The organism is Collinsella sp. CLA-ER-H4 (assembly GCF_040092395.1).
GTDB lineage: Bacteria > Actinomycetota > Coriobacteriia > Coriobacteriales > Coriobacteriaceae > Collinsella.
Genome location: NZ_JBBNLQ010000002.1, coordinates 177,378 through 199,818, shown reverse-complemented (window position 1 = coordinate 199,818; position 22,441 = coordinate 177,378). Strand labels below are relative to the sequence as shown.

The window sequence follows — 22,441 nt, the reverse complement described above, 5'->3', positions numbered from 1 at the left end:
CGAGGCGCTCCGGAAAGGGCGCCTCGATTTGTAGAGCTGCGGAAGTTGTGACCGTTACGCTATACGGTCCACCGTTAGCCGATGATGCGAGGGCGCTCGGCGTTTTCGACTGGTTTATGCACGCAAAGTCTGGGAATATACAAGTCGCATATCTTACTGTCTAACCAGTTGCGCCAAGGAGGCACCATGGACTACAAGATCACCGGCTATGAGCCCGCCCAGCTGTTCCATTTCTTTGAGGAGGTCAGCGCGATCCCCCGTGGGTCTGGCAATGAGAAGGGCATCAGCGATTTCCTGGTCGCGTTTGCCAAGGAGCGCGGCCTCGATGTGTATCAGGACGAGGTCTACAACGTCATCATTCGCAAGCCCGCATCTGCCGGCGCCGAGAATGCCCCGACCGTAATGCTGCAGGGCCACATCGATATGGTGTGCGACAAGTTGGGCTCCGTTGAGCACGACTTCACGACCGATGGTATCGACTTGGTCGTCAAGGACGGCGTCCTCACCGCCAACGGCACCACCCTGGGCGCCGACAACGGCATCGCCGTCGCGCTTATGCTTACCGTGCTCAACGACGATTCGATTGCCCATCCGGCCCTCGAGTGCGTATTCACCACCGACGAGGAGACCGGCCTGGTCGGCGCCGAGACGCTCGACAAGTCCCAGATCAGCGCCCGAACCATGATCAACCTCGATTCCGAGGAGGAGGGCGTGGCTACCGTCAGCTGCGCCGGCGGCGTCGTCGTTACCTACACCTGCCCGATCGCGCGCGAGCACAAGACCGGTAGCACCCTCACGCTCGACATCTCCGGCCTGCTGGGCGGTCACTCCGGCAGCGATATCCACCTGGAGCGCGGCAATGGCAACCTCATCATGGCCCGCATCATCGACCGCCTGATGGTTGCCGGCGAGCCCGCCATCGTCAGCTTTAACGGCGGCACCAAGGACAACGCCATCAACCGTGAGTGCAAGGCTGTTCTGGTCTACGCCGACCACGCTGCCGCCGAGGCTGCGGCCGAGATCGCCCGTGGCATCATCGCTGACGTCACTGCCGAGCTCGAGGTCTTCGACCCCGGCTTTACCTGCACTGTCGAGATTGCCGACGACGCCGAGGTCGAGGCCATGGACCAGAAGTCCGCGCTTGCCCTCATCCGCGCCCTGCGTCTTGCCCCTAACGGCGTGATTCGCCGCAACGTCGCCACCGACGGCTCCGTCGAGGTTTCCTCCAACATCGGTGTGGTTGCCACTTCTGACGACGAGGTCAAGATCATGCTGTCCCCGCGCTCCTCGATCACCTCGCTGCAGAACGAGTTCAAGGACCGCCTGCAGACGCTGGCCGATGTCCTGGGCTTCGATGCCAAGTTTGAGTTTGAGTATCCCGGCTGGAGCTATGCCGAGCATTCGCCGGTCCGCGACGTCTTTGTCGAGAGCTATCGCGAGCTCTTTGGCTCCGAGCTGCGCATCGAGTCCATTCACGCCGGCCTTGAGTGCGGCCTGTTTGCCGAGGCCCTGCACGGCCTGGACGCCATCGCCGTGGGCCCGACGCTCTCCGATGTCCACACCCCGGACGAGAGCATGGAGCTCGCTTCTGCTGAGCGCTTCTACGAGCTGCTCATCGACGTCCTCAAGCGCCTCGCTGCGTAAAGGTTGCGCTAGCAGCAGTCCGAGCCACGTGCTAGCGGATTGCAAATGAAATTATGAGGGGGGCATCCGAGCTTTTGCGACGGGTGCCCCCCCTCTTTTTTGTTTGATAATTGCGAAATTACGGCCACCTAGTCCATTTCTGCCCTGATGAGGTCGAGGGTGCGCTGGCAGTTTTCGCGGACGGGGCCGAGCATATGCTCGCGCAGGTCCGCCATGCCGGGCAGGTCGGCGTATTCGTCCATGACCTCTTCCATGCAAATGGGTACCTCGTAGGCGAGGTCCATCATGGTCGCAAAGCAAAACTTCTCGGATAGCCCGGCATCGATGAGCGTCGCCTCCAGCGTGGGGTCGCCCATACCGTGGTATCGGCGGATAGCGCCTGGACCGATGCACCCCACACGATTTTCGCCGCCAATGCTCATGGCAAGGCGCGCCCGGCGGCGCATGCGCTCATACGCCAAACCCGACGCGACATCGTACATTCGAGCCATCATGGCTGCGCCGTCGTTTCCAAGGAGCAGGGAATAGTTTTTCGCGTGCGCATCCGGTGCGCCGATGATGGCGTTAAAGAAAAGTATCTGCGTAAACAGATACAGGTTAAGTTGATGGTGGCTCGTATTTACGAGGAGCTCTTGAATGTCGCGTGTGGTCGGGCCGCCGTCTGCCGTGTACTTTTGAGCGGGCATCACCCCAAGTGCCTGACAGAGGTCTTCTTGATGTAGGCGCCTGATCGTTCCGTCTTTGACTTTCACGCGGTCATAGCGCTCAACAATGAGGGCAGGTTCGTCCTCAAACATACGATATTCGACGTTTGCCGTTGCGATGCCGGCGCGCTGGGCGCTTTTCATGCAGACAAACTCATTGAGAGCCTCGAGTTTAAATCCGATAACGCCATTTTTGAAAATATGCGTCGTGGGCGAGGAGCCCATGCATTCGCACCAGCGGCCGTTTATGAACGCGAGCGCGAACTTGCCCTGGTTGCCTCCAAGTGACCAACTTTCATCTAGACCCATCCACGATGCATCGCGGTCATCTCTGATCGACTTGAGACGAAGAGCAATTTCGTGGTCGTCTATAGGGCGGTATTCGCCAGCGCGATACAGGACGGCGTCGGCATCTTCTTCGGCACAAAACTGCACTCCGCCCGGACAGTCGAGTCCGATATGGCTGAGCAACGCAACGGGATTGTTGGGCCTAACGTCGAATTCGGCGGCAATCGCTTTTCGTTGGTCCTCGCTGTCGGGTAGAAGGCCAAACAGGTACGGGTTCATGACCTGTTGTCCGTATGTGCGATTCGATACGGGTATGTTGGTCGATAGGGCTGGCCCGTCATAGTCATGATCGTAGGTAAAGCTGATAAGACCGTTCTCATCTTGCGTGAGCGTTCCAGCAGGCACGCCGCAAATAATGGTCCGAAGTGATGTTCTGGCCATTGGCTATTTCCCTTCGGACATGGTTTGGCTAGATGCGTTTGCGGCAATCGAGACTCCGAGATTGGACATGGCGAAATCGGCGAAGATCTCGTCGTAGAGTGCGGATGTAAAGGGGGTATCTGGAAGAGCCGGAATGGCGGTACTACGACGGTTGCGATGATGAGGACGTTGAGTGTGATGGCGCCTGGGGATGCTGCGAGGCAGCGGATTGGCATGCGGGGCGTCGACTGGTCGCTCGTTTTTCGCTTCGTCGATATCCCCTTGTGCTGCGAGTACCAGTCCAAGAGCGTCGAAAATCGCCAGCAACTTGTCGAGTCGAATGCCGGTGGCGTCTCCTAGCTCGAGCGATGCGAGCAGGCGCTCCGAAACACCGGCCTTTTTGGCGAGGGCGGCACGGGTGAGACCCTGAGTCTCGCGTGCCTGGCGCACGTAGATGCCAGCTTGGCGCGGTGTGGTGATGGGAAGGGTATCCACGGCTATCTCCTAACGTGCAGACTTTTGCATATCAGTATGACATGCAAAAGTCTGCACGAATAGGCATTATGCAAAACTCTGCATGAGACTCCTACATTGACGTTGGCTTATGAGAGGCGTTTTTTATATCGCGAGGATCCCCAGATGCTCGAGCAAGATCTTAAGCCCGATGAGGATGAGCACGACGCCACCCACGATGGTGGCGGGTTTTTCGTAGCGCGCGCCAAAGGTGTGGCCGATCGCTACGCCGGCAACGGAGAAGATAAACGTTGTGACGCCGATAAGCGATACAGCGGGAACGATGTAAACCGAGAGCGCCGCAAATGAGATGCCTACGGCTAGGGCGTCGATTGAGGTGGCGATGGCGAGGATCAGGTATTCGCCCAGGTCAATCTTTTCGGCATCCTTGCCGTCGTCTTCATCCTCGTCTTCGGTAAAGGCTTCCCACAGCATTTTGCCGCCGATGAAGGCCAAAAGGATAAAGGCGATCCAATGGTCGATGGGTCCGATGATGCCCATGAATTGACTGCCGAGCGCCCATCCGATTACGGGCATGCCGGCCTGAAAGCCGCCAAAGAACAGGCCGAGCACCACGGCGACTTTAAGGTTGATCTTCTTCATGCCAAGGCCCTTGCAGATGGAAACGGCAAAGGCGTCCATCGAAAGGCCAACGGCGAGCAACACGAGCTCTGCGAGTCCCATAGTCTGGCTCCCTCTCTGCGGGCGGGCCCGCGTGTACCTCTTGGGGGAGTAACAAAAAAGACCCGTGGCGTACGCGTTGCGCGCACAGCCACGAGTCTCGTTCATTAAGGCAAGCCAGGCCGCATCGGCCAGTGTGTTGACTTGCCGCGCCACCGGAGGCGAACCCGATCACGCGACTACTCCCTCATTTATGCGAATCCCGATGCTACCACATAAGCAGCTCATTTGGATTGGGGCTCTCAGCTGTGTTCGCTCATTCTGTAAGCATCGGATTTCGCGAGCGCCGTGGGGACAAACCGTGAGAAACTATTTAGCGTTTATGGAGCGTATACGATGGGAGCGATGCCTTGGATAAGAACGAGCTGCAAAAGCGTATGGAACAGGCCATTCGCCTGACGGCACCTGGCCAGCCGATCCGCACCGCCCTCGACATGATCATTGCCGGTCACCTGGGCGCCCTTATCTGCGTCGGCGACACCGAAAACGTGCTCGCCGCCGGTAACGACGGCTTCCCGCTCAACATTTCGTTTACCTCGAACCGCTTGTTCGAGCTTTCCAAGATGGACGGCGCCATCGTTATCGATGGCGACCTCACCCAGATCCTGCGCGCCAACTTCCACCTCAATCCCGATCCCTCGCTCGCCACGAGTGAGACGGGCATGCGTCACCGTACTGCCGCTCGCATGTCGGTGCTCACCGACGCCATCGTGATCTCGGTCTCGGCTCGTCGCGCCGTCGTTAACGTGTACGTCCACGGCAAGAGTTACGAGATCCAGCCCGTCACCACCATCATGAGCTCGGTCAACCAGCTCGTCGCCACGCTCCAGACTACCCGTCAGTCGCTCGACCGCTCCCTGCTGCGCCTGACGGCCCTCGAGCTCGACGACTACGTCACGCTCGCCGACATTACCGGTATTTTCTCGAGCTTCGAGATCATGCAGCAGGCAAAGACCGAGCTTAAGGATTGCATTGTCAAGCTGGGCAACCAGGGCAAGCTCGTGCAGATGCAGCTCGAGCAGCTCGCGGGCTCCAGCATGGATACCGAATACGACTTGATGATCCGCGACTACGCAAGCGATTCCTCTGAGGCCAACGCCGAGAAGATTCGCGCTGAGCTGAGCCGCATGACGCCTAAGGACCTATCCGACCCGCAGCACGTGGCGGCAGTTCTGGGCTATGACGACCTGGACGAGGACTCCGTCATGACGCCGCTGGGCCTGCGTACGCTTTCGCGCGTGTCCGTCGTGCGCGACGGCGTGGCCGAGAAGATCGTCGACGAGTACGGCTCACTGCAGGAGCTCATGGACGACATCAGCGAGGATCCGGAGCGCCTGGGCGACTTTGGCGTTAACAACCCTGCCATTCTTGCGGACTCGCTGTACCGCATGAAGGGCACCAAACAGGGGAACGCATAATGGCGCCCGTATGTGCCGTGGTCGTTGCCGGTGGCAGCGGCCAGCGCTTTGGTAACCCCGGTGGCAAGCAGCTCGTCAATGTAGCGGGCCGTCCGCTCATGAGCTGGTCCATCCGCGCGTTCGATCGTAGCGACAAGGTCGGCCACATTGTGGTGGTGTGTCCTGCCGAGCGCCGTGCCGAGATGCGCCGCCTGGCCATCGACCCGTTTGACTATGACACGCCCATCAGCTTTGCCGATGCCGGCGATACTCGTCAGGATTCCACCCGCGCCGGCGTGCATGCGGTGCCGGCGGGTTTCGAATATGTCGCTATCCACGACGGCGCCCGTCCGCTCATCACGACCGAGGCTATCGACCACGCTATCGACGTGCTCGTGAGCGACCGTGCTCTCGACGGTGTCGTGTGTGGACAGCCCGCGATCGACACGCTCAAGATCGTCGACGGCGATAATATCGTCGAGACGCCGCCGCGTGAGCTCTATTGGGCCGCGCAGACGCCGCAGATCTTTAGTGTCGACGCCATGAAGCGCGCCCATGCCGCGGCGATTGCCGAGGGCTTTATCGGCACGGATGATTCGTCACTGGTCGAGCGCATGGGCGGACGCGTCCGTTGCGTTCAGAGCCCGCGCGATAACCTTAAGGTGACGGTGCCCGAGGACCTGCGTCCCGTAACCGCGATTCTGCTTGGCCGCATGGCCGAGGGAGAGGACCTTCCCCATGTTCAGTAACCTGCGCATTGGCCATGGCTACGACGTCCACCGTCTGGTGGAGGGGCGTCGATGTATCATCGGCGGTGTCGACATTCCCTACGAGCGCGGCCTGCTGGGCCACTCGGATGCCGATGTGCTCGCGCACGCCTTGGCCGACGCCATTCTGGGCGCCTGCCGCGGGGGAGACATCGGCAAGCTATTCCCCGATACCGACCCCGCCTATGAGGGTGCTGATTCGATGGTGCTGCTCGCTCGCGTGATGGACTATGCGCGCGAGCTGGGCTTTGAGTTTGTCGATGCCGATTGCACCATTGCCTGTCAGCAACCCAAGATCACCCCGCACCGCGATGCCATGCGCGCCAACCTTGCCCATGCCCTGGGCGTTGACGTCGAAAACGTGGGCGTCGCCGCCACTACGACCGAAAAGCTCGGTTGGGAAGGCCAGGGCGAGGGAATTGGCGCCTGGGCCGTCTGCCTGCTACAGAAAACCGTTAAGGAGTAACGAATGCGTATCTACAACAGCGCTACCCATAAAAAGGAAGAGTTCCAGCCCATCGAGTCCGGCAAGGTTCGCATGTACGTGTGCGGCCCCACGGTCTACGACAACATCCACATCGGCAATGCCCGCACGTTCATCAGCTTTGACGTGATTCGTCGCTGGCTCATCGCGAGCGGCTACGAGGTCACGTTCGCCCAGAACCTCACCGACGTCGACGACAAGATCATCAAGCGCGCCAACGAGCAGGGCCGTACGGCCGCCGAGGTCGCGACGGAGTTCTCCGACAAGTTCATCGGCGTTATGCGCGCTGCCAACGTGCTCGATCCCGATGTGCGCCCCCGCGCCACCAAGGAGATCGGCCCCATGATCGCCATGATCAAGACGCTTATCGAGCAGGGCCACGCTTACGCAGCCGATAACGGCGATGTGTACTTTGCTGTGCGCAGCGATTCCAACTATGGTCAGGTCTCGGGCCGCAACATCGACGACCTTATGGTGGGTGCGCGCATCGAGGAGAACGAGGACAAGAACGACCCGCTCGACTTTGCCCTGTGGAAGGCCGCCAAGCCCGGCGAGCCCAGCTGGCCGAGCCCCTGGGGCGAGGGCCGTCCCGGTTGGCACACCGAGTGCGCCGCCATGGTGCACCGCTACCTGGGCACCCCGATCGACATTCATGGCGGCGGCTCCGACCTTGCCTTCCCGCATCACGAGAACGAGTGCGCCCAGGCCACCTGCGCTTGGCACCAGGGTTTCTCCAACACCTGGATGCACACGGGCATGCTGCTGGTCGACGGCGAGAAGATGTCCAAGTCGCTCGGAAACTTCTTTACGCTGGCCGAGGTGCTCGAGCAGCACTCTGCCGCGGCTCTGCGCCTGCTGATGCTGCAGACGAGCTATCGCTCGCCGCTCGACTTCTCCTGGGAACGTCTGGAGGGTGCCGAGAACTCGCTCACGCGTATCGCCGGTACGGTCGAGAACCTGCGCTGGGCCGCGAACCATGCGACGGCCGATGCCGATGAGGCAGCATCCGAGGCATTTGCCGCCAAGGCCGCCGAGACCCGCGCCGCCTTTAAGGAGTGCATGGACGACGACTTTAACACCGCCGGTGCCATGGGTGCCGCCTTTGGCTTTGTCACCGAGTGCAACCAGTATTTGGAGCAGGCGGGCGATGCTGCCGACAAGGCCGCAGTCCGGACTGCCGCCGATACGCTGACCGAGCTGCTCGATACGTTTGGCGTCGAGCTTCCCGAGCCCAAGCTCGAGCTGCCGCTGGGCCTGCTGGGCGTTGCCGCCGGCCTGGTCGCCTACACTGGTGACGACGTGGACGAGGCAGCTTCCAAGATTCTCGAGGCTCGCGCCGAGGCCCGTGCCGCCAAGAACTGGGATCTGGCAGATGCCATTCGCGATCAGCTCAAGGACCTGGGCCTCACCATTGAGGATACGGCCGCAGGTACTCGTATTAAGAGTCTCTAGTATTTGTCGACCGTTCGAGGTGCGGCAGATTGCCTTGAAAGAGGAGGGCATAGGCCTTGTGGCCATGCCCGACGATTGAAAGGCAAGGTGCCGTGGCTCGGACGGTCGATTCTTGTTCGTTATCTATTTAAGGAGGCCGCTTTATGGCCGACAATCGCAAGCGCGCACCGCGTGGAGGCAAGCAGGCTGCTTCTGGCTCGCGTCCGATTCGCCGCAACGACCGCGCTGCCACTCCCAAGGGCCAGCGCGAGCGCTCCCAAGCCCAGGCTGCGCGTCCGCAGCGCGATCGCAACCGCGACGCTGCCCAGGCTCCCAAGGGTGAGTTCATCGAGGGTCGCCGTGCTGCTGCCGAGGCGCTGCGCACCGGTTTTCCCATCAAGTGCGCGCTCATTGCCGAGGGCGGGGAGCGCGATGCCGCCTTGTCGCGCCTGGTCGACGACCTCAACGCTGCGGGCGTCCGCATCAAGTATGTGCCGCGCGCGCAGCTCGACGCACTGTCGAGCCATGGCGCTCACCAGGGTATCGCGCTCGAGGTTGGTAACTTCCCTTACGCCGATGTCGCCGACATCCTCGACCGCGCGGGTGACGGACCGGCGCTCGTCGTCGTGCTCGACCATGTGACTGACGACGGCAACTTTGGTGCCATCGTGCGTTCCGCCGAGGTTGTGGGCGCGGCCGGCGTCATCATCGCCAACAAGCGCGCCGCCGGCGTGACCGTGGGCAGCTACAAGACTTCAGCCGGCGCCGTCATGCATCTGCCTATCGCGCAGGTGCCCAACATCGCCCGCGCACTCGACGATCTTAAGGACGCTGGCTTTTGGGTGGGCGGTGCCTCCGAGCACGCCGAAGGCAGTTGCTGGGATGCTCCCTTCGAGGGCCGCGTGGCGCTCGTCATGGGCTCCGAGGGCGACGGCATCTCGCGCCTGGTGCTCGAGAAATGCGACTTTTTGACCAAGCTTCCCCAGCGCGGCATGACCGAGAGCCTCAATGTTGCCCAGGCGACCACGGCGCTGTGCTTTGAGTGGCTGCGCCGCAACGCCGGCGAGCTCATGGGGGAGGAGTAGCGCATGTCCAAAAAGAACCGTGCCAAGTCCAAGGCCAAGCGCTTTGGCGAGGGCTCGGCCAAGCCGATTGTTTCGGCCGCGACCTATGGCGTGGGCGGCAATGCGTTTGCGCAGGCCATCGCCGATCCGGTCTCGACGGTGCACTCCAACAAGCCCGAGCTGCTGGTGGTCGACGGCTACAACGTGATCCACTGTACGCCGCGCTACGAAAAGCTCGTGTACGACCATTCTGACGATCCGTATTCCAGCGACGTTCACGATATGGCGCGCACCGCCCTCATTAACGACGTGGCGGCGTTTGCCCAGGGCCGCTACGAGGCCGTGATCGTGTTCGACGGCGCGGGCAATATCTCCAACGAGCGCCCCAACCTGCCGGCCCGCGGCGTGCGCGTCGAATTTTCGCCGACGGGTGTTTCGGCCGATACCGTGGTGCAGAAGCTCTGCATCGAGGCACGCGAGGAAGGTCGCGCGTGCTCCGTGGTATCGAGCGACGGCACGATCCAGGCCGTCGTCATGGGCAAGGGCGTCACGCGCATCTCGAGCCGTATGCTGGTGGACGAGATCAAACAGATCGATAACGACGTTCACGAGGCAGAGGAAGCTCCGCAAATCAAGATGACTCTGGGCAGCCGCCTGAGTCCCGATGCCCTGGCCAAGCTCAAGGCCCTGCGCGGACGGTAGGGGAGTTGGCGGGGCAATGCTGCCTTGCTAACTCCATTCAGCGATGTCGATCATTCTTTCGAGGCGCCACGTTAGCGCCTCTTTTAGATAAGGCAGTCTCGCTGCTAGGGCATCGTTTTTAGACAGAATCTCGATTGCCTCGTCGACAAAACCTTCGAGTTTGCCCCCGTCAAACCAGCTCATATCCTCAACAAGCAACATTTGTTTGGCGGGGCTTGAATGAAATTGTGCGCTGGTAAAACTGTGCTCTCCTGCCCTAAGCTCCTCTAGTGATATGTTGCACCAGAGTGATGAGCCTGAATCGAAGATGGGGGCTGGTCTGCAGACTAGTGAGTTGACGTTTCGCACGAGGCCGAAGTTGCGCCAATGACGATCGTAGTTGGCAATGATGTCGTCACATACGATCATGCGGTCAAGGGCATCCTTGACGCCTGTCACCCCGAGCTCCTCGCAGTTTGCTACATATCGCTCGTAGTCGGTTAGCCGTTCATCTGCGTTTGCGTGCTGGTTTACATAGAACGCAGGGACATACTCTTCTTCATCAGTTAAGAAGACATCGCATATGCTCAGGGCAGAAGTGCCCGTGCCCTCGAGCGAGTAAGGTACATAATCGCAGGCGTTTAGGATGCGACGGTGGAGCGCGGTCGCCACCAGCTCGTTATAAGGTTCCTGGTTCAGGTGCGCTCCTGCCTTATGCAGAATTCGACGCTCGCCCTCGCACGTCCAGTACTTTTGAAGATTGCCGTCCGAGGTGTTATCGGGCTTTGCGGCAGCCGCTTTTCCCTCTGGGGCAAAGGGCGCAATGGACAGCGAGACGTCATCAAAGGCGTTATTGAAGAAGTTGATATCCTCCCAGGCGAGACCGGAATCTTGGGGTCTAATCCAATACTGGTCGGATAGGGAGAGGCCGAGATTTCGCTGGACGAGTTCATCGGGAACATCGACTGCGGCTTCTGCAAGCAGGGAGGCTAGCCCAATGCGTGCGAGCGGGATACCGCGGCCGCGCCACCAGATGCGGAAGGAGTCGAGCGATATGGGGCTATTAGGGCCAAATACCCCAATAGGGGCGTGGGCGTAATCGATGTCGGCGCCGATGTGGGTAAAGTCTTTTCGCGATGTGCTGTAGACCAGCTGAGCGACTTCGTGCGTGCGGTTCATGAGGGTGAACGCGATCTCGCTCTTACCGTGGCCGCGGCGGGGACGTCCCCCCGTTTTGGTCACGGAGCGGAGTCGCGTGTCAACGCTGTCTTTGTCGATGAGCCATACACCAGAAGCCTTGCGGGCCTCAAGTGCTCCGTTTTTTATGAGCTCCTGCACCCTGCGCGGAGTGATGCCGAGCAGTTCGGCGGCTTCCTTGGTGGTAAGCATCGCGAAACCCTTCGTTAGAACGAACAGTTTTATATATAGCAATTGTAATTAAAACTATTCGTTCTTGCGAATAGTTTTAAGATATGATCGGTCGAAGGGTCTGTTGCGCCCCGTCCTCATTTCCTTTATTCTTAACTGGCTTCGCGCGAAAGCGCCAAGTGTGCCAGTGTGGCGCAACGGTAGCGCAACTGATTTGTAATCAGTGGGTTGCAGGTTCGATTCCTGTCACTGGCTCCATGAGAGTTTCGGGCTCTGTTCCCTTGTGGGACAGGGCCCGTTTCTATTTATGTCTATAAGTCAGCGGGTGTGGCGCCAACCAAGCTTCAGGTTTGTCTCGATCTGTAACACGAAGGGGCGGAAAACCGTTCTAGTTGTTACAGAATGAGACGTAAGCCGGGGTCGCCGCGTAGTATCTCGATCTGTAACAGATAGGAGAGGAATGACCCTCTTACTGTTACAGATTGAGATGAAAACGGTGAGGCCCCTGGTCTACTTGATCGCACCGGGGAAGCTCCGATCTCGACCTATATATAGGTGCAAATAAGCCGTTATCGAAGCTCGATCCTGAAGGTGTACTCTACTACACCAAAGTGTTACCTCGGGAAACGTCACCTCAGTATCCAAAACCACCGTCCTTCATATCCAAACTCAACAAAACAGCAGGTCACGGCTATATAGATACGCCCGGGGCCGTGTATCTAGAGGTTTTCGTTGACAGCCCCCAAGGTTGCATCGTATTATCTTTTTCGTTCGCGGGGGCGGCGGTCCAAAAGACCAAAGGACCTGCGGATACTTGAACGATTGGGAGTTTGCCCGAGTGGTTAATGGGGACGGGCTGTAAACCCGTTGGCTCTGCCTACATAGGTTCGAATCCTATAGCTCCCACCCGTCAAGTGCCTGTATAGCTCAGTCGGTAGAGCACTTCGTTGGTAACGAAGAGGTCACCAGTTCAAGTCTGGTTGCAGGCTCCATCCGGCGGTGTAGCTCAGTTGGTTAGAGCACACGGTTCATACCCGTGGCGTCACTGGTTCGAATCCAGTCACCGCTACCATAGGTAACACGGTGGCTTCTCAATAGTATGTTGAGAAGCCACTATGGTATAAAGGCAAAGTCCCGTCCGGGGACGACCTGTTTAGAGGAGGGCTTTATGGCCAAAGAGAAGTTTGAGCGCACTAAGCCGCATGTTAACATCGGCACCATTGGTCACGTCGACCACGGCAAGACCACGCTGACCGCTGCCATCACCAAGGTTCTCTCCGAGACCGAGGGCTGCAAGGCTGACTTCACTGCGTTCGAGAACATCGACAAGGCTCCCGAGGAGCGCGAGCGCGGCATTACGATTTCCGTCTCCCACGTTGAGTACGAGACCGCTGCCCGTCACTACGCTCACGTTGACTGCCCGGGCCACGCTGACTACGTCAAGAACATGATCTCCGGCGCTGCTCAGATGGACGGCGCTATTCTGGTCATCGCCGCTACCGACGGCCCCATGGCTCAGACCCGCGAGCACATCCTGCTCGCCCGTCAGGTCGGCGTTCCCTACATCGTCGTCTTCCTGAACAAGTGCGACATGGTCGACGATGACGAGCTCATCGACCTCGTCGAGATGGAGACCCGTGAGCTCCTCTCCGAGTACGATTTCCCCGGTGACGACATCCCCGTCATCCGTGGTTCCGCTCTGGGCGCTCTCGAGGGCGACGCCAAGTGGATGGACGCTATCCGCGAGCTCATGAAGGCCGTCGACGAGTACATCCCGACGCCTGCTCGTAACAACGACCTCCCCTTCCTGATGGCCGTTGAGGACGTTATGACCATCTCCGGCCGTGGTACCGTTGCTACCGGCCGTGTCGAGCGCGGTGAGCTCAAGCTCAACGAGCCCGTCGAGATCGTCGGCATCAAGGATACCCAGAACACCGTCGTTACCGGTATCGAGATGTTCCGTAAGTCCATGGACTTCTGCGAGGCTGGCGACAACGTCGGTCTGCTGCTCCGCGGCATCAAGCGCGAGGACATCGAGCGCGGTCAGGTTCTCTGCAAGCCCGGTTCGGTTACCCCGCACACCAAGTTCACCGGCGAGATCTACGTTCTGACCAAGGAGGAGGGCGGCCGTCACACCCCGTTCTTCGATGGTTATCGTCCTCAGTTCTACTTCCGTACCACCGACGTTACCGGTACGGTCAAGCTCCCCGAGGGCACCGAGATGGCTATGCCTGGTGACCACATCACCATCGAGGGCGACCTCATCCACCCGATCGCCATGGAGGAGGGCCTGCGCTTCGCTATCCGCGAGGGTGGCCACACCGTCGGTTCGGGCATTGTCTCCACGATCATTGAGTAAATTAGCTCTTTGATATAGCTGACTTAGAGAACCCGGCACTTATATGGGTGCCGGGTTCTTTTCTGCAATGGATATTGAGCCGTTGCTGGTGTCGAGAGGATCGATAATGGTCCTGGATGCACCGTCGATTAGCTCTCGATGGCTTCATTGATGTGTTCCAAATATGAATGGATCCACCGAGAACCAATTGACTCGAGGTTTTCATTGACAGCACTTACGTGGAGCTGATAAAGTAACAACTCGTGCCCGTACGGGGCGGAAATGAAAGGTTCAGGATACATGCGTACTCTAGTTACTCTTGCGTGCACTGAGTGCAAGCGCCGCAACTATACGACCACCAAGAACAAGTCGACCATGCCTGATCGTATGGAGATCAAGAAGTATTGCCCCTGGTGCCGTCACCACACGCTGCACAAAGAGACTCGCTAGTCTCTAGTCACATACGCCAGTAGTTCAATTGGTAGAGCATCGGTCTCCAAAACCGAGTGTTGAGGGTTCGAGTCCTTCCTGGCGTGCCAGTCATTATTCCGTAAGCTCCCACTTGGGGGCTTACGGTTTACTCATGTATAAGCGCATTGCGCGGAGGTAACCCAAATGGCCAACAAGAAGAACAAGAAGAAGGCTCAGCAGCCGGCACCTGCCAACAAAGCTGCCGCCAACTCCAAGGTTGAGGCCAAGAAGGCCGTTGCCAAGAAGAACGAGAAGGCTGCGAAGTCCAAGAAGAATGAGAAGCCTGGTTTCTTCGCCCGCACCAAGAAGTATTTCGCTTCGGTCAAGTCCGAGATGAAGCGTGTCACGTGGCCCGATAAGAAGGAGCTCGTGAACTACTCGGTTGTCGTTTGCGCTTCTCTGATTGTCGTCGGCGTCGTCATCGCTCTGCTCGATGCTGGCTTTGGCGAGGCTCTTGCTCTGTTCTCTGGATTGAGGGGCTAAACCATGTCTAAGCGTTGGTACGTCGTTCACACTTACTCTGGATACGAGAACCGCGTTAAGTCCGATCTCGAGCATCGCATCGAGACTATGGGCATGCAGGACCGTATCTTTGATATCGAGATTCCTATGGAGCGCGTCACCGAGATTAAAGAGGGTGGCAAGCGTGAGACCAAGGATTCCAAGATCTTCCCGGGTTATGTCCTGGTCCGCATGGAGATGGATGATGATGCTTGGACGTGTGTTCGTAACACGCCTGGCGTCACCGGTTTCCTAGGCGGCAACGGCAAGCCCGCTCCGCTTTCCCGCGACGAGTACAACAAGATGACTCGTCGTCCCGGTAAGGGCGATTCGCCCAAGCGCACCTCGGTTGATATTGAGGTCGGTACGTCCGTCCGCGTCACCGATGGCCCGCTTACCGACTTTGATGGCAAGGTCTCCGAGGTTAACACCGAGGCTGGCAAGCTCAAGGTCACGCTGATGATCTTTGGCCGCGAGACGCCGGTCGAGCTCGACTTTAACCAGGTCGCTGTCATCGCTTAAGTTTTCGTCCGTTCGCGCGAGCGTGCTTCTTCTGTGACTGCTCATCTCAGGAGTGCTTCTAACACGTGCGTGCTTACGATATAGCAAGTACTTCACACTCGTGATTCGAAAGGAATGACCATGGCTGAGAAGAAGGTTGCCAACGTCATTAAGCTCCAGATTCCTGCTGGTGCAGCTAACCCCGCTCCTCCCGTCGGCCCCGCCCTGGGCGCTGCTGGCGTGAACATCATGCAGTTCTGCCAGGCCTTTAACGCCGAGACGCAGGACAAGAAGGGCGACATCATCCCCGTTGAGATCACTGTCTACGAGGATAAGTCCTTCTCCTTCATCACCAAGACCCCGCCGGCGGCTCACCTCATCAAGAAGGAGCTGAACCTCAAGTCTGGTTCCGCTAAGCCCCAGGCCGACAAGGTTGGTCAGCTCTCCCAGGAGCAGCTCACCAAGATCGCCGAAATCAAGATGCCGGACCTCAATGCCAACGACATTGACGCGGCCAAGAAGATCATCGCCGGTACTGCCCGTTCCATGGGCGTCACCATCGCTGAGTAGCGATTTCTTATGGTAACGACGGGTGCTCCGACCGGGGCGCCCGTTTAATGTGTGCAATAGGGCACACGATACGATGTGGGAGGGCTCACGCCCGTTTAACCACAGGAGGTAATGCACATGGCTAAGCATGGTAAGAGCTATAACGCCGCTGCCGAGAAGATCGACCGCGCCACGCTCTACACCCCCCTTCAGGCTGCCAAGCTCATCAAGGAGCTCGACACTGCCAAGTTCGACGAGACCGTCGAGGCCCACTTCCGTCTGGGCGTTGATACTCGTAAGGCCGACCAGAACATCCGCGGTTCCATCTCCCTGCCCCACGGCACCGGCAAGACCATTCGTGTTGCCGTCTTCGCCGAGGGCGAGAAGGCCCGTGAGGCCGAGGCTGCCGGCGCCGACATCATCGGTTCCGACGAGCTCGTCGCCCAGATCCAGAAGGGCGAGATCAACTTCGACGCCGCTATCGCTACGCCGAACATGATGGCCAAGGTTGGCCGCATCGGTAAGATCCTTGGTCCCCGTGGCCTCATGCCGAACCCCAAGCTCGGCACCGTGACCATGGACGTCGCCAAGATGGTCTCCGAGCTCAAGGCTGGCCGCGTTGAGTACCGCGCCGACCGCTACGGCATCTGCCACGTGCCCCTGGGCAAGAAGTCCTTCTCTGAGCAGCAGCTCGTCGAGAACTACGCTGCCCTGTACACCGAGATTCTGCGCGTCAAGCCCTCTTCTGCTAAGGGTAAGTACGTCAAGTCCATCTCCGTGTCTTCCACCATGGGCCCTGGCGTCAAGGTCGATCCCGCTGTCCAGCGTGACTTCCTGGCTGAGTAACTGCTAGTTATTGCCTGAGCAAAGCAAGCATTGCTAAAGAAACCCGGCTCTGCCCTGCGCAGGACCGGGTTTCTTGCTGTCTCGTGGCAAAACCAACACGAAGGGACAGGCACCTTTGAGGTGGTTACCAGGGTGTTCTGGCTGTTGAGGACTCGATGGCATCGTGGCGTTTGAGCTCGCGGCGCATGGTTTGCGAATTGAGCCAGGCTGCCTGCCAGCCACGGATGGGGTAGCGCGTCTGGTCGAGCTCAAACTGCGTATAGCCGCAGGCGTTGATGATCGTCGTTCCACACACATGCTGCCGCTTGCGCTGAAAATCGTAACCGTAGCTTTGGTGTACATGCCCATGCACCATGTAGTCGGCCCCCCAGGACTCAAGCGCCGTGTTAAAGCACTCAAACCCTCGATGCGGCAGATTGTCCAGATCACCCATACCGGCGGCGGGTGCATGGGTAAGCAGAATGTCGCACCCGCCGACCATCCTAACCTTACGCGACAGCTTACGCATGCGCTTGGACATCTCGCGTTCGGTGTACATGTTGGCGCCGTCGCGATAACGCATGGACCCGCCAAGGCCCGCAATGCGAATCCCTCGGTACGTGTACACGCTGTCTTCCACGCAGATACATCCGCCCGGTGCATGACGTGCGTAGCGGTCATCGTGATTGCCGCGCACGTAGATGAGCGGCTTGTTGATGACCGTAACCAAAAACTCAAGATAGTCCGGGTCCAGATCGCCGGCGGACAAAATCAGGTCGACTCCCTCAAAGCGTTCCTTGCGAAAGCACTCCCAAAGGCATCGTTCTTCGGTATCGGCTATGGCAAGGATTTTCATAGGGCAGGGACTTTCGGCTCATCGTCGAGCTGCGGAATGGTGCCTACCACGTTATCCGCCAGCCAATTCATCTCGACAATCTGCGTGCTCGGCAGCGGAGGAAAGCCTTCGATCTGTACCACGCCGTTCTGGCTGTGGAGCTCGCCGCCAAAGGGGTTGATGGATCCCTCGACAATGCCGTTGCGGAGCAACTGCACGAGTTTGCGCGTCTGGTAGGGTAGGCCCGGAGCGTAACGGATGTCGATAACGCCGGAGCTCATGCCGTACCAGTAGTTGACGGCGCGCACTTGGTTGTCATCGCTGGTTTCGTCCCACGTGCCGTGCAGAAGGCTGCGAACGATGAGCTCGTAGTAACGGCCCCAGTTCCATACCGGCATGGCGATGCCGGAAACCTTGCCATCGACCAGGCGGTGGAGTCCGTAGGCCGTGGGGTCTTCGAGCGACTTTGACATGTCAGCGCCGGTCATGACGCTCACGCCTTCGCGGCACATGGCCTCGGCAAGACCGCCGGCGGGCACATCGCCCCAGGTGAGGATAATTTGCGCGCGGGGGTCGAGCAGCGAGGCGCCGATGGCAAAGGCATTGATCTCGCTGAGCGCGCCGGATGCGAAGACCGACGCGTGGTAGCCGATGCGATGGTTGTCCGCCATGCTGGCGGCAAGGGCGCCCAGGAGGAACTTGGCCTCGTACATCTTGCCAAAGTACGAACGAACGCTTTGGTGGGGAAGGCCGATAGAGCAGTTAAGGAACCGAACCTGGGGATACTCAACGGCAGCTCTGAGCGTGTATTCCATCAGGCGGTGCGAGGTCGAGAAGATGACGCTGTCTCCATGTTTGACAGCCGTTTCCACGGCGGCGTAGAACACGTCCGGATCGTGACAGTCCTCGAACGCCTCGGTGCGCACGATACCGTCAAAGTGCTCATCGAGATACTGACGTCCTTGGTTGTGCAGACTGTCCCAGCTCGACGCCGCACAGGGGAACTCATGGATAAAGGCGATACGCAGGGGGTTGGCCGCCGAATAGACAGTCTTGCCCATAAAGAAGTTGAGCACGCCGGAGGTGGACTTGGCGGGCGACTCCTCCTCATCGACGCTCGGCGCTTCGACAAGATCGACCTTGTCCTCGTCATTTTTGCCGGCAATGACCAGCTCGCGCCAAATCTTGCACAGGCGGTTTACGACGATATCCGTCGGCGTATCCAGTAGGCGGTCCTGGTTGTACACATTGAGGTAGACGAGCATGTGGTCGGCGGGCGTAATGTCCAGGTGGTCGCCGCCTGCGCGAAGGTAGGCGCGCTTAAAGAGCAGGAAGGTGTGGCGCAGGTAGTCGACCTTTTTCTGCGGCCATTTTTCGATAAGGTTCTGACCGAGCATCTTGGCGAGCGTCTCGTAGCTTCCCTCACGCGAGAACTCGATCTCGTATAGGGGGCAGACGCGCCAAAACGCGCAGAATTCACCGTACAGGCGGCTTTCGACGGAATCCCATGTGCCGGGGTAGAGACGGGTGACCCTGGCCGAAACCGTTGGAGCGTCCAGGAATTTGAGGACACTGACGCGTTTGTTGCCTTCCTGGACATAGAACCGATGCATGAACTCGGTGACGATGATGGGGTCGCGATAGCCCTCGGTTACCTGGATGTCGTAGAGGTTGGACCACTTGCGGGCGAACTCGGTGTTAAACGGCAGCAGGGGCATAAAGTTGCATGAAAAGGCGGACTGACGGCCTTTGGTGACCGTGCCGACGACCATTTCGAGCGGAATATCCCGCAGGCCGACGCTCACTCGCTGACCTAAGGGGAGCTGAGCAACCAAGCTATCGAGGTCTGTAAGGTATGGATGCTCGCTTTGGCTAATGGCGCGACGGCGTCCCTGTTCGCCGCGCTTGCGTGCTTGACGATAGGCCTCTTCCATGGTGTCTACTCCCTTAGTCGTTTAAACAACGATATGAACCATGGTACCACGAATGAAAACCACTACAAAGATGCCTGTCCCCTTTGCGGTGGTTTAGGCGATGATGGGGGCGATGGCGCGGATGCAGGCGTCGGCTGCCGTGAAAGTAGTGCTGTCGTCGCTGACGATAAAGATGATCTTTCCTTTGATGCCAAAGTCGCCGATTTCGCTAAAGAGTACGTAGGGCTCCTTGTCAAAGCCCGAGATGGGCGAGACGGCCGTTTTGGTTGCGCTCGTGAGCTCGTCTGCCAGCACGTCAAGGGAAGCCCACTTAGACGTGTCCTTTACGGCAACGGGCACGGCCACGCGCCCAAAGGGCATCAAATGCACGAGCGTGTTCTTGGAGATGTTGGAATTGGGCACAATGATGGTCTGTCCACAGGCATCCTCAATCGTTGTATGGCGCCAAGTGATGTCTTGGACAACGCCGGATACGCCGCCGACCTCGATATTGTCGCCGGGTTTGATGATGCCCATAAACGTCACCTGCATGCCGCCGATAAGGTTTGACAGCGTGTCCTGAAAGCCGAGCGAGATGGCGATGCCGCCGACGCCAAGAGCGGCGACGAGGGCGTTTGCGTTAATGCCAAAACAGTTGTCGAGGATAAAGCTGCCGCCAATCATCCAGATGACGGCGCGCGCGATGTTGATGAAGATACTCGATGCCGGAAGCGGGTTATCGTCTCGGTTGAGCAGATGGTTCAGGGTCTTGGATACGACCTTGGCGGCGACGGCGGTGCCTATCGCCAAGATGACGGCCCAGATGATGTTGTGGACCCACCGTTGCTCAAAGAAATGAAGAATCGGCTCAAACAATTCCATGTAGGGAAAACCTCCTAATGATCGTTCAACCATGATACCCACCAAGAAGCCCGTCCGATCAAATTCGGACGGGCTTCTGTGCTCGATATAAGGTTTACGCGGCGGGGCTGTAAGGCCCGGCGGTGTAGCTTAGCGTCGACGCTTCCAGATAATGCCGAGCATGATGACGATGATGCCGCCGATAAGGCACGCGCCAACTACTGCCAGCGTGCGGTCTCCCGTTGCGGCGAGCTTACCGGTCGTCTTCTTGGTGATGACCTTCGTGGTCGTCGTGTCCGTCTTAGGCGAGGGCTTAGGCGTCGGGGCCGGTGTGGGCGTGGGGTCCACGGCTGCGGAACCGAAGCCGATGGTGCCGGCGAGCCCGGCCATCTTGCTCTCCCAGCCGTTCTGTCCAATCAGCGCCCTCAGCGCCGCCTCGCACGTGCCCCACTCGGTGTACTTGGTGGCGTGTGCAAAGGTGGGAAAGTCGGTCGTGTTGGTGATGATGTAGTTGTTGGTGGCGACGGTATAGGTCTTGGCGGGGTCGAGCGTACTGCCGTCCTTGGTGAGTGTGGCACTCACAATGCGCTTGCCTTCGGGCTGCGTCCAATCAATCGTCACGTTGATGCCGCCAAAGGAGAGAACGCTGCCAGAGTCATCGCGCCACTTGTACTTGTCTTGCGCCTCCTGCTCGGTATGGCCGGCTGCCACGTAGGCTTGCTGAAGCTCGTAGCTGTGATTGCACTCGTCGCTGATCTGCAGTGAGTGCTCGAGCGCTGCCAGGAAGTCCGCGCCGGTCATGGTCCAGGTCTCCACGGTGTTGCCGTAGGGCGAGATGGCGATGAGGTTGCCGGCGGTCACGTTGCCCGCCGCGATGCCGCCGCGGATGCCGCCAGCGTTTTCGATAGCGAGGTCCGCGCCCGTCAGGGCAAGATAGGAGCCGCAAATCACGTGGCCGATGGTCTGGGCCTTGGTGGTGTCGCCCTCCTTGCTGGGGCGGAAATCAGTGGTGCGCACCATTTCCCAACCATGCGTGCCTGCGGCGTCCTCGCCGTAGAAATAGTTGGTGGCGGATGTGCCGAGCACCTTGTTCGATTCGTTTTCAAAGGCCTCGTCGAGCGGCTTGATCTTGTTGCGGACGTCTTCAAGGCGGCTATGGTAGTCGGAGCCCTTGTCGGGGTCTGCCAAAAGGTCGTTGACGTTCTTGGCGGTGTAGAGCTTCTCGTCGCTGCCGTCTGCAGGGACCGTGACCGTGTCATCGTCGGTCGTCTCGGTGTCATTCGTGTTGTACTTGTACGGAATGGAAAGCAGCCCCACCTCGGCAAAGGCGCTGCCCGCCTCGACAACGTGGATCGTCTTGCCGTCGGCTCCCGTCACCTTTTCGTTAAGGTTGATGTGCTCGTGGCCTGCGATAAGGGCATCGACGCCACGGAGCCGCGTGGCAAAGGTCTTGGCGTCGAGCGTGTGCGCAATACACACAACAACATCGCAGCCCTCCTTGCGCAGCTGCTCTGCCTCGGCATTGATGGCGTTCGCGGCACTCGAGAAGCTGGTGCCCGCGACCAGGTCCGCGCGTAGCGAGGATCCCAGCGACTCATCCATGGCACCCACGACGCCGACCTTGATTTTGTAGTCGAATGTGGAGTGATCTTCGCTATCCTCCCAGGTGCGATCGAGCGTCTTCGTGATGCTCGAGCTCCATACGCCGCTCGTAGACTTCGCGTTCGCGCAGAGCATGGCGAAGGGCGTGCCGGTGGTGCTGTAGCCGGTCATGGTGCGGAGTTTGCCCGCGCCGTAGCTCCAGTCGTGGTTGCCTGGCGTGGTCGCGTCGTAGCCGTCGGCGTAGAAGGTGTCCATGAGCTCGGCGATGCTCTTGCCCTCGCTCATGGTGGCAAAGGACTGCCCGTGGAAGGTGTCGCCTGCATCGAGCAGAAGATCGGGGGCGCTGCCTTGGGCGCTATAGAGAACCGCCAGTCCGTCAAAGCCGACAGTGCCGGTGCCCTTGCTTGCGTTGTAGCTGTACTTGTAGCTGCCGTGGATGTCGTTGGTGTGCATGACGGCCACGGAGCCGTCAATAGCGGCGGGCAGGTTCCCCGCGAAAGCGAGGCTTGGGATGCCTGCGAGCGCGCCGGCAAACAACGCGGCGGCTAACGCAAGGCGGGGGAGTCTTTTCATGGCAGTTTCCTTAGTCCTTAGCCAGAATGT

General features: G+C 59.2%; 21 protein-coding genes and 5 tRNA genes. 18 read left to right on the top strand and 8 right to left on the bottom strand.

The features are described 5' to 3' along the window. The first annotated feature begins 186 nt into the window (after positions 1 to 186). Positions 187 to 1,644 carry an aminoacyl-histidine dipeptidase gene (locus tag AAAX34_RS02955; RefSeq protein WP_349109907.1) on the top strand — a complete coding sequence of 486 codons (1,458 nt, stop codon included), beginning with the start codon at positions 187 to 189 and terminating at the stop codon, positions 1,642 to 1,644. Between the two features lie 128 nt (positions 1,645 to 1,772). On the opposite strand, the gene AAAX34_RS02950 is transcribed toward AAAX34_RS02955, so the two are convergent. From AAAX34_RS02950 to AAAX34_RS02940, 3 genes are all read right to left on the bottom strand, one after another. Further along, complete coding sequence (locus AAAX34_RS02950) at positions 1,773 to 3,077, bottom strand: type II toxin-antitoxin system HipA family toxin (RefSeq protein ID WP_349109906.1); 1,305 nt, start codon at positions 3,075 to 3,077, stop codon at positions 1,773 to 1,775. A gap of 3 nt (positions 3,078 to 3,080) precedes the next feature. Next, the gene (locus AAAX34_RS02945) at positions 3,081 to 3,551 is read right to left on the bottom strand and encodes a helix-turn-helix domain-containing protein (RefSeq protein WP_349109905.1); all 471 of its coding nucleotides are present in this window, start codon (positions 3,549 to 3,551) and stop codon (positions 3,081 to 3,083) included. Between the two features lie 123 nt (positions 3,552 to 3,674). Then, positions 3,675 to 4,253, bottom strand: coding sequence for a manganese efflux pump MntP family protein (locus tag AAAX34_RS02940; RefSeq protein WP_349109904.1), 579 nt, complete (start codon positions 4,251 to 4,253; stop codon positions 3,675 to 3,677). Between the two features lie 347 nt (positions 4,254 to 4,600). Here AAAX34_RS02940 and disA point away from each other — a divergent pair, with 347 nt between their 5' ends. The 6 genes from disA to AAAX34_RS02910 all read left to right on the top strand — a co-directional run bounded on the left by disA (position 4,601) and on the right by AAAX34_RS02910 (position 10,095). Beyond that, the gene (gene disA, locus AAAX34_RS02935; protein WP_022093923.1) at positions 4,601 to 5,668 is read left to right on the top strand and encodes a DNA integrity scanning diadenylate cyclase DisA; all 1,068 of its coding nucleotides are present in this window, start codon (positions 4,601 to 4,603) and stop codon (positions 5,666 to 5,668) included. Then, entirely contained in the window at positions 5,668 to 6,396 is a 729-nt protein-coding gene (gene ispD / locus AAAX34_RS02930) for a 2-C-methyl-D-erythritol 4-phosphate cytidylyltransferase (protein WP_035137545.1), read from the top strand. The genes disA and ispD overlap by 1 nt, the downstream gene beginning before the upstream one ends. Further along, positions 6,386 to 6,880: a 2-C-methyl-D-erythritol 2,4-cyclodiphosphate synthase gene (gene ispF, locus AAAX34_RS02925; RefSeq protein ID WP_006234975.1), complete on the top strand. Its 495-nt coding sequence runs from the start codon at positions 6,386 to 6,388 to the stop codon at positions 6,878 to 6,880. Before ispD ends, ispF begins: the two co-directional genes overlap by 11 nt. Before the next feature lie 3 nt (positions 6,881 to 6,883). Beyond that, positions 6,884 to 8,350 carry a cysteine--tRNA ligase gene (cysS, locus tag AAAX34_RS02920; protein ID WP_349109903.1) on the top strand — a complete coding sequence of 489 codons (1,467 nt, stop codon included), beginning with the start codon at positions 6,884 to 6,886 and terminating at the stop codon, positions 8,348 to 8,350. A 143-nt stretch (positions 8,351 to 8,493) separates the two neighbouring features. Further along, a complete protein-coding gene (rlmB, locus tag AAAX34_RS02915) occupies positions 8,494 to 9,414 on the top strand; it encodes a 23S rRNA (guanosine(2251)-2'-O)-methyltransferase RlmB (protein ID WP_349109902.1) in 921 nt (306 codons plus the stop codon). A gap of 3 nt (positions 9,415 to 9,417) precedes the next feature. Further along, on the top strand, positions 9,418 to 10,095 hold the full coding sequence (locus AAAX34_RS02910; RefSeq protein WP_346968886.1) for an NYN domain-containing protein: 678 nt from the start codon (positions 9,418 to 9,420) through the stop codon (positions 10,093 to 10,095). 27 nt (positions 10,096 to 10,122) lie between these two features. On the opposite strand, the gene AAAX34_RS02905 is transcribed toward AAAX34_RS02910, so the two are convergent. Further along, entirely contained in the window at positions 10,123 to 11,463 is a 1,341-nt protein-coding gene (locus tag AAAX34_RS02905; protein WP_349109901.1) for a DNA-binding protein, read from the bottom strand. A gap of 162 nt (positions 11,464 to 11,625) precedes the next feature. On the opposite strand from AAAX34_RS02905, the gene AAAX34_RS02900 reads away from it, so the two are divergent. The 11 genes from AAAX34_RS02900 (at position 11,626) to rplA (ending at position 16,648) form a co-directional block, all read left to right on the top strand. After that, positions 11,626 to 11,700 (top strand) — tRNA-Thr (locus tag AAAX34_RS02900). Between the two features lie 566 nt (positions 11,701 to 12,266). Next, positions 12,267 to 12,348, top strand: a tRNA-Tyr gene (locus AAAX34_RS02895). Between the two features lie 10 nt (positions 12,349 to 12,358). Next, positions 12,359 to 12,434, top strand: a tRNA-Thr gene (locus AAAX34_RS02890). Between the two features lie 3 nt (positions 12,435 to 12,437). Further along, a tRNA-Met gene (locus AAAX34_RS02885) sits at positions 12,438 to 12,514 on the top strand. 96 nt (positions 12,515 to 12,610) lie between these two features. Beyond that, a complete protein-coding gene (tuf, locus tag AAAX34_RS02880; RefSeq protein WP_035137538.1) occupies positions 12,611 to 13,801 on the top strand; it encodes an elongation factor Tu in 1,191 nt (396 codons plus the stop codon). 279 nt (positions 13,802 to 14,080) lie between these two features. Continuing rightward, positions 14,081 to 14,230, top strand: a complete 150-nt coding sequence (gene rpmG, locus AAAX34_RS02875) for a 50S ribosomal protein L33 (protein ID WP_022093895.1) — start codon at positions 14,081 to 14,083, stop codon at positions 14,228 to 14,230. 13 nt (positions 14,231 to 14,243) lie between these two features. Then, positions 14,244 to 14,319, top strand: a tRNA-Trp gene (locus AAAX34_RS02870). 76 nt (positions 14,320 to 14,395) lie between these two features. Further along, positions 14,396 to 14,734, top strand: a complete 339-nt coding sequence (gene secE / locus AAAX34_RS02865; RefSeq protein WP_035137537.1) for a preprotein translocase subunit SecE — start codon at positions 14,396 to 14,398, stop codon at positions 14,732 to 14,734. Positions 14,735 to 14,737: 3 nt separating this feature from the next. Beyond that, entirely contained in the window at positions 14,738 to 15,274 is a 537-nt protein-coding gene (nusG, locus tag AAAX34_RS02860) for a transcription termination/antitermination protein NusG (protein WP_099432095.1), read from the top strand. Positions 15,275 to 15,394: 120 nt separating this feature from the next. Continuing rightward, positions 15,395 to 15,823 carry a 50S ribosomal protein L11 gene (gene rplK, locus AAAX34_RS02855; protein ID WP_055285217.1) on the top strand — a complete coding sequence of 143 codons (429 nt, stop codon included), beginning with the start codon at positions 15,395 to 15,397 and terminating at the stop codon, positions 15,821 to 15,823. A 117-nt stretch (positions 15,824 to 15,940) separates the two neighbouring features. Continuing rightward, complete coding sequence (gene rplA, locus AAAX34_RS02850) at positions 15,941 to 16,648, top strand: 50S ribosomal protein L1 (RefSeq protein WP_349109900.1); 708 nt, start codon at positions 15,941 to 15,943, stop codon at positions 16,646 to 16,648. Positions 16,649 to 16,772: 124 nt separating this feature from the next. On the opposite strand, the gene AAAX34_RS02845 is transcribed toward rplA, so the two are convergent. From AAAX34_RS02845 to AAAX34_RS02830, 4 genes are all read right to left on the bottom strand, one after another. Further along, a complete protein-coding gene (locus AAAX34_RS02845; RefSeq protein WP_349109899.1) occupies positions 16,773 to 17,483 on the bottom strand; it encodes a metallophosphoesterase in 711 nt (236 codons plus the stop codon). After that, positions 17,480 to 19,396 (bottom strand): BMP family ABC transporter substrate-binding protein, encoded by a 1,917-nt coding sequence (locus tag AAAX34_RS02840; RefSeq protein ID WP_349109898.1) that lies wholly within the window; start codon positions 19,394 to 19,396, stop codon positions 17,480 to 17,482. The genes AAAX34_RS02845 and AAAX34_RS02840 overlap by 4 nt, the downstream gene beginning before the upstream one ends. 93 nt (positions 19,397 to 19,489) lie before the next feature. After that, complete coding sequence (locus AAAX34_RS02835; RefSeq protein WP_195239368.1) at positions 19,490 to 20,257, bottom strand: mechanosensitive ion channel domain-containing protein; 768 nt, start codon at positions 20,255 to 20,257, stop codon at positions 19,490 to 19,492. 129 nt (positions 20,258 to 20,386) lie between these two features. Then, the gene (locus tag AAAX34_RS02830; RefSeq protein ID WP_349109897.1) at positions 20,387 to 22,411 is read right to left on the bottom strand and encodes a 5'-nucleotidase C-terminal domain-containing protein; all 2,025 of its coding nucleotides are present in this window, start codon (positions 22,409 to 22,411) and stop codon (positions 20,387 to 20,389) included. Positions 22,412 to 22,441: the final 30 nt, after the last annotated feature.

Excerpts from the sequence above, each read along its gene's own strand:
- AAAX34_RS02830 (WP_349109897.1), bottom strand. The coding sequence starts at position 22,411 with ATGAAAAGACTCCCCCGCCTTGCGTTAGCCGCCGCGTTGTTTGCCGGC.
- tuf (WP_035137538.1), top strand. The coding sequence starts at position 12,611 with ATGGCCAAAGAGAAGTTTGAGCGCACTAAGCCGCATGTTAACATCGGC.
- rpmG (WP_022093895.1), top strand. The coding sequence starts at position 14,081 with ATGCGTACTCTAGTTACTCTTGCGTGCACTGAGTGCAAGCGCCGCAAC.
- rplK (WP_055285217.1), top strand. The coding sequence starts at position 15,395 with ATGGCTGAGAAGAAGGTTGCCAACGTCATTAAGCTCCAGATTCCTGCT.
- secE (WP_035137537.1), top strand. The coding sequence starts at position 14,396 with ATGGCCAACAAGAAGAACAAGAAGAAGGCTCAGCAGCCGGCACCTGCC.
- cysS (WP_349109903.1), top strand. The coding sequence starts at position 6,884 with ATGCGTATCTACAACAGCGCTACCCATAAAAAGGAAGAGTTCCAGCCC.
- AAAX34_RS02910 (WP_346968886.1), top strand. The coding sequence starts at position 9,418 with ATGTCCAAAAAGAACCGTGCCAAGTCCAAGGCCAAGCGCTTTGGCGAG.
- AAAX34_RS02940 (WP_349109904.1), bottom strand. The coding sequence starts at position 4,253 with ATGGGACTCGCAGAGCTCGTGTTGCTCGCCGTTGGCCTTTCGATGGAC.
- AAAX34_RS02905 (WP_349109901.1), bottom strand. The coding sequence starts at position 11,463 with ATGCTTACCACCAAGGAAGCCGCCGAACTGCTCGGCATCACTCCGCGC.
- ispD (WP_035137545.1), top strand. The coding sequence starts at position 5,668 with ATGGCGCCCGTATGTGCCGTGGTCGTTGCCGGTGGCAGCGGCCAGCGC.
- AAAX34_RS02840 (WP_349109898.1), bottom strand. The coding sequence starts at position 19,396 with ATGGAAGAGGCCTATCGTCAAGCACGCAAGCGCGGCGAACAGGGACGC.
- rplA (WP_349109900.1), top strand. The coding sequence starts at position 15,941 with ATGGCTAAGCATGGTAAGAGCTATAACGCCGCTGCCGAGAAGATCGAC.
- rlmB (WP_349109902.1), top strand. The coding sequence starts at position 8,494 with ATGGCCGACAATCGCAAGCGCGCACCGCGTGGAGGCAAGCAGGCTGCT.
- AAAX34_RS02845 (WP_349109899.1), bottom strand. The coding sequence starts at position 17,483 with ATGAAAATCCTTGCCATAGCCGATACCGAAGAACGATGCCTTTGGGAG.
- nusG (WP_099432095.1), top strand. The coding sequence starts at position 14,738 with ATGTCTAAGCGTTGGTACGTCGTTCACACTTACTCTGGATACGAGAAC.
- AAAX34_RS02835 (WP_195239368.1), bottom strand. The coding sequence starts at position 20,257 with ATGGAATTGTTTGAGCCGATTCTTCATTTCTTTGAGCAACGGTGGGTC.
- AAAX34_RS02950 (WP_349109906.1), bottom strand. The coding sequence starts at position 3,077 with ATGGCCAGAACATCACTTCGGACCATTATTTGCGGCGTGCCTGCTGGA.
- ispF (WP_006234975.1), top strand. The coding sequence starts at position 6,386 with ATGTTCAGTAACCTGCGCATTGGCCATGGCTACGACGTCCACCGTCTG.
- AAAX34_RS02955 (WP_349109907.1), top strand. The coding sequence starts at position 187 with ATGGACTACAAGATCACCGGCTATGAGCCCGCCCAGCTGTTCCATTTC.